The sequence below is a fragment of the Paenibacillus sp. OT2-17 genome (genome assembly GCF_009827695.1).
In the GTDB taxonomy this organism is placed as follows: Bacteria; Bacillota; Bacilli; order Paenibacillales; family Paenibacillaceae; genus Paenibacillus; species Paenibacillus polymyxa_B.
Window position 1 is genome coordinate 1 of record NZ_WUDQ01000268.1, and the last position, 4,934, is coordinate 4,934.

The 4,934-nt window shown below is 45.5% G+C and carries 6 protein-coding genes; 5 read left to right on the forward strand and 1 reads right to left on the reverse strand.

Translation table 11 applies throughout. From position 1 onward, the window contains the following. The coding region (locus tag GRP75_RS19200) for a S8 family peptidase (protein ID WP_160790080.1) at positions 1 to 1,826 on the reverse strand (1,826 nt) is incomplete at its 3' end. A gap of 186 nt (positions 1,827 to 2,012) precedes the next feature. Here GRP75_RS19200 and GRP75_RS19205 point away from each other — a divergent pair. From GRP75_RS19205 to GRP75_RS19225, 5 genes are all read left to right on the forward strand, one after another. Further along, the gene (locus tag GRP75_RS19205) at positions 2,013 to 2,519 is read left to right on the forward strand and encodes a YpuI family protein (protein WP_023989471.1); all 507 of its coding nucleotides are present in this window, start codon (positions 2,013 to 2,015) and stop codon (positions 2,517 to 2,519) included. Positions 2,520 to 2,706: 187 nt separating this feature from the next. Continuing rightward, on the forward strand, positions 2,707 to 2,934 hold the full coding sequence (locus tag GRP75_RS19210; RefSeq protein ID WP_013311120.1) for a DUF1540 domain-containing protein: 228 nt from the start codon (positions 2,707 to 2,709) through the stop codon (positions 2,932 to 2,934). A gap of 44 nt (positions 2,935 to 2,978) precedes the next feature. Beyond that, positions 2,979 to 3,371, forward strand: coding sequence for a hypothetical protein (locus GRP75_RS19215; RefSeq protein WP_023989470.1), 393 nt, complete (start codon positions 2,979 to 2,981; stop codon positions 3,369 to 3,371). Positions 3,372 to 3,593: 222 nt separating this feature from the next. Beyond that, positions 3,594 to 4,286: a lytic transglycosylase domain-containing protein gene (locus GRP75_RS19220; RefSeq protein ID WP_023989469.1), complete on the forward strand. Its 693-nt coding sequence runs from the start codon at positions 3,594 to 3,596 to the stop codon at positions 4,284 to 4,286. 158 nt (positions 4,287 to 4,444) lie between these two features. Further along, positions 4,445 to 4,934, forward strand: a 490-nt coding sequence (locus GRP75_RS19225; RefSeq protein WP_160790081.1) for a cysteine desulfurase family protein, incomplete at its 3' end; no start/stop codon positions are given.

Consider the following 4,934-nt stretch of genomic DNA (forward strand, 5'->3'; position numbering starts at 1 on the left):
TAGAATTGCAAAGGAACATATGGACGTTGTGCTGCTTTCAACGCTTTATACACGTCAATTTGACCATATCCGAAATATTTATCATGCCCGGGTGTGCCCAAGTCAATTACGCTGCTTCTCATTAAATCCATAACCTCTTTGTTGGTCAGATCGGGGTTAATGGATCGAATCAGTGCAGCAAGCGCTGATACATGGGGACTGGCCATTGAAGTACCCGACAGTGCAGCATATTGGTTCCCTGGGTACGTACTGGCAATACTTGCACCTGGAGCCATGACGTCTACATAATCTCCATAGTTAGAAAAGGATGCACGGTGCATAGAAGAATCTGTAGCGGAAACGGCAAATACTTCAGGATACGCTGCTGGATAGCCAGGTCGTTCCGTATTGTCATTACCTGTAGCTGCAACTAATACGACATCTTTATCATAGGCGTATTTGATCGCATCATGCAAAAATTCAGCTTGTGCGTAATTGCCCAGACTCAAATTGATGACCTTGGCCCCATGATCAGCTGCCCATATAATACCTTCTGCAACCGAGTAAGTCGTACCGGAGCCGGATTGGTCAAGTACCTTAATCGGCATGACTTTGTTGTACCATGTCATGCCAGCGACTCCCTCACCATTATTCACGAGGGCAGAAATGATGCCAGCGACGTGCGTTCCGTGACCGACGTCATCATAAGGCTTTTCAGACGGGTTTACCACGTTATGACCTGAAAGGATTTGACCTTTTAGGTCGGGGTGATCCAAATCTACTCCCGTATCTACGACAGCGACAATTACGTCCTTGCTGCCTTTGCTTAATTTCCAACCCCGGTTGGTTTCAGTAGCCGGCAGATTCCATTGATAGCGGGAAAAGAGCAAATCATTGGGGATAGAGCTGTCCGCTTCGATGGATGTTTTCTCATTGGTTAGATACATATAGTGAGGCTCAGTATAAAGCGGGTTCCACTTTCTTGAAAAATATTGCTTTAGTTCCTTGAAGTTCATCTTATCCGAATGAAATACATAGGTATAACCAAGCTTGCGACCTGGCTCACAGTGTAAATCTGCTGCAATTTCCTGCAGTTGTCGTGAATCAGGATTGTGACGGAAGCGAACGACAATTTCGTTTTCGAAATAATGGCTTGCATTTTCGTTGTCATGGCCCGTCTTGACAGTAATATCGTGCAATGTGTCGGGATGTACGGATTCGATTTTGTAGCTGCCTTCTTTTGGATAGGGAATCAAACGTAAATTCTTCCGCTGATGCTTCTCCACGTCACGCAATACTTGCTGACTGACCAGGGCAGCAACGCCGCATGTTCCGTCAGCCGATGGTTCTGCCATGACAAAATATTTACCGCCTTCAGCCTGAAATGCAGCAGATTCGTAGGATTTATTTTGCATGACGGAACGGCGAGCCGCAGCCAGGCTGCTTTTGATTTGAGGATGACTGAGCAGACGAGTTTGTGCTTTGCTGCCCGTATAGGTGCTCGTGTTCCCGTCGCGTGTGTGAATCCACAGTAACGTATGAAGATGACTGTGCGATTGCTGGAGCGTGCGAGTAAACTGTCTTTTCTGATCAGCAGTTTTACCATCAAGCTCCCGCATCACGTATTGAATATCCTGCCTTGCATCCATGCGTGTGAGGGTATCCGTAGCGGACAGGTCCAAAGCCAACATTCCTTTTTTGAGCTGCTTCTCTTGCTGTGGCACCATCTTGGCCGTATATTCGGGTTGCGGTGTAGGGCGATGATCACGGGAAGGCAGCATCAGTGTGATGAGAAGCACCCCGGCAGCTGCTCCGAGCAAGGGTTTTAACCATTTTCGCCGAGACATGGGACCGTCCTCCTTGAGTATTCATAAATTTATGGTTTAGCGTGAGGAGTTTGGCATGTTTTTATACCTTTCAATGCTCATTTGTGGTAGGATAAATACTGAAAATTACAGCTCTTTCGGTTAGAAGGGACTATTTTCGGGTAACCAAATTGATGAACAAGCAACAAATAAGGGGGAGCTGCCTTGATGTCAGCAGTCAACGTACAAAAATTATGTGAGTCGGCGCAGGAGAGACTGAAAACTGCCGTGAAACGGGTGGAAACATTCCTCAATGAGCATGCTCTGCCGCAACTGGCTACAGATGGCAATGAGGAGTCCGTACTTTTTTACAAAGGCTTTTTGTCGGATCTCCGTCATGTCCTTGTTTTTTCCGAAGTATCTTATGAAAAGCTGGGTGTGGCTTTACGCCGTGCCAATTTTGACGTCGATTTTGCGGAAAAGGCATTGTATAACGTTTACCATGACTGCGTGAACAGCTTTTTTTATCCCAAAAATGAATCTTACGCAGAGGATGGACGCTATGCGTATACGGGACAAGATGCTATCCGCTTCCGTAAAACGCCAGTGCCAGCCGCTCGCGAAGTGATCATGGACATTACGAAAAATTTTGAAGAATTGCGTGATGATCTGACTTATTATGAAAGTGACTATTTGACTCAGCGCCGGATGCAGACTCGACGTACTCATGCCTAAAGCATTCAACGGGGAAGATCATTTCTAATCAAAAACTAAAACAAGACAAGCAAGCCGTTTTCTACTTGCTTCCTGCCATTTTGGAGGAGGTGAAGGAAGCGGCTTTTTTCGTATGTCACCAACTGCCATATAGCATGAACGCATAGGTGCAGGGTAGCGGGGGGACAATGAATCCGAGGTGATGATCATGAGCCAAGAGGCCAAGCCAATCGTTAAGTGTAGCGTAGCCAATTGCCATTATTGGGGAGAAAACAACTTGTGCAAGGCAGATTTGATCATGATTGAAGTTGATGGTCATGCCGGAAAGAAATTTAAAGAAGAATATGCGGGAGAAAGCTTCAGTTCAGAAGAACGTGATAAGGCTGCCACGTCAGCCGCAACCTGTTGCCACACTTTTAAGCCGAAGTCCGTGTGAATTTTATTACGCGATTCATTTCGCATTTGGAGGTGCAGTTTATTATGGAAGATCATGAAAACGACAAGCATCAGAATGAAGAGCATGTTAGCCGCAAACGTGTAGATTACCCCCGTCACATTCATGAACGATCTGCCAAGCGCCGTAATGATCGTGAAGAATATGCAGCAGAGGTTGCTCCCGGATCAGTTGTGACTCGACATGAGGTCAAGGGTGAAGAGCAGGTTATAAACAATAGTGGTCGTATTTCTGGCTATATTGGTCTGGCTGCAGGAATTGCCTCATTGTTTATGTGGTCAATTGTGCTGGGGCCTATTGCTGCAGTTTTAGGTTTTTTTGCTTATGTGAATGGCAGCAAAACGACCGGCATTTGGTCGATTGGTCTTGGGGCGCTGGCAACATTGAGTTATTTTGCTTTTATCCCGTTCGTTCGTTGAGCCTACTGGAGGAAAAAGCTCAGTTTTCTTTTGTATATCCGAGAAAAATTATCTTAGTGATATAATTACATTAAAGCTGATCTATAAAGCTCCGCTGTCTTTTCGACAGAAACGGAGCTTTTTTTCATTAAAAGGTATGGAAGTACATAGTAAAAAGTTGTATCATAGCAGTAATGACAAGCTATTTGGGATACAACAACTATAGAAAGTTGGGAACACCACATGCAAATTGATCCGCGCGTGTCCAAGTCCATGTTAGACATGCAGCTGTTAAATAATATGAGTGCTACAACCCAGACGGGTACAACGGACGCTTTTTCCGGATTACTGGAACAAGTAGGTCAGTTGGAAACAGATGGTGCTGTGACTCGAGAAAATTCAAGTGATGTTACCAGAGACGAAAACGGTTTACTATGGCTTCAATTGGGACCTTCCAGGGGAACGGCTTCGTCACTGTATCCCGCTCCTTCCAGTACAGCAACAGACGGACCCACAACACCTACAGCATATGATGATTTGATTAACGAGGCTAGTCAGAAATACGGCATTCCAGTAGCGTTGATTAAAGCAGTTATTGATACGGAATCTTCATTTAATCCGTCGGTCACTTCTTCGGCTGGAGCCAAAGGGCTTATGCAGCTTATGGATGCTACGGCTCAAGGTCTGGGAGTCAGTGACCCATATGATCCTGTTCAAAATATTGATGCAGGTGTTCGTTATTTGTCTTACCAGATTAAACGGTTTAACGGACAAGAAAATATGGCGCTGGCTGCATATAATGCAGGTCCCGGACGGGTGCAGCGGCTTGGTGTAAATAGTGATGAACAGTTAATGGCTGTACTGGACAAGCTTCCGCTGGAAACGCAAAGATATATTACCAAAATTCAAAATGCACGTGAAAAATATACGATCTAAGCCCTATAGCTTATAACGAAAAAAAGTGCGTAATTTCAATTAGATTAGGTCCGCAGACAGGATCAATATGGGGAAAGCGTGTCGCTATAATGTAGCAGCCTTTCCCTGTTTTGGTCTTTTTTTGTTGCAGTAGTTATAGGGCGGAAAAGGGGAGTGCAATGAAATATTTTGATTATGCCGCGACAACTCCACCTTTTGAAGAGGTGATTACAACAGTTGCCGAGGTCATGAGACGCCACTATGGGAATCCATCTTCAATGCATCGGTATGGAGAGGACGCGGATAAGTTGCTTAAGCGTTCGCGCGAAGTATGTGCTGCGGCTTTGGGAGTGTATCCATCAGAGATTGTCTTCACATCCGGAGCAACGGAAAGCAACAATCTTGCTATTAAGGGAGCAGCTTTGCAGTATCAGACCAGAGGCAAGCATATTGTTACTGTATCGACAGAGCACCCGTCTGTGTACGAAGCTTGCAGACAACTGACAAATCTGGGCTTTGAGGTTACATTTTTACCTGTCGATGCGGAGGGGCATGTGAGCGCCGAACAGGTTTGTGCCGCTGTCCGTAAAGATACGATTTTAGTCAGTATTATGCATGTCAATAATGAGACGGGAAGGGTGCAACCGTTGCATGATATCGGAGCTGCGC

What these genes read in the sequence shown, in the direction of transcription:
- GRP75_RS19205 (WP_023989471.1), top strand. Translation starts at nt 2,013, where the DNA reads ATGTCAGCAGTCAACGTACAAAAATTATGTGAGTCGGCGCAGGAGAGA.
- GRP75_RS19210 (WP_013311120.1), top strand. Translation starts at nt 2,707, where the DNA reads ATGAGCCAAGAGGCCAAGCCAATCGTTAAGTGTAGCGTAGCCAATTGC.
- GRP75_RS19215 (WP_023989470.1), top strand. Translation starts at nt 2,979, where the DNA reads ATGGAAGATCATGAAAACGACAAGCATCAGAATGAAGAGCATGTTAGC.
- GRP75_RS19220 (WP_023989469.1), top strand. Translation starts at nt 3,594, where the DNA reads ATGCAAATTGATCCGCGCGTGTCCAAGTCCATGTTAGACATGCAGCTG.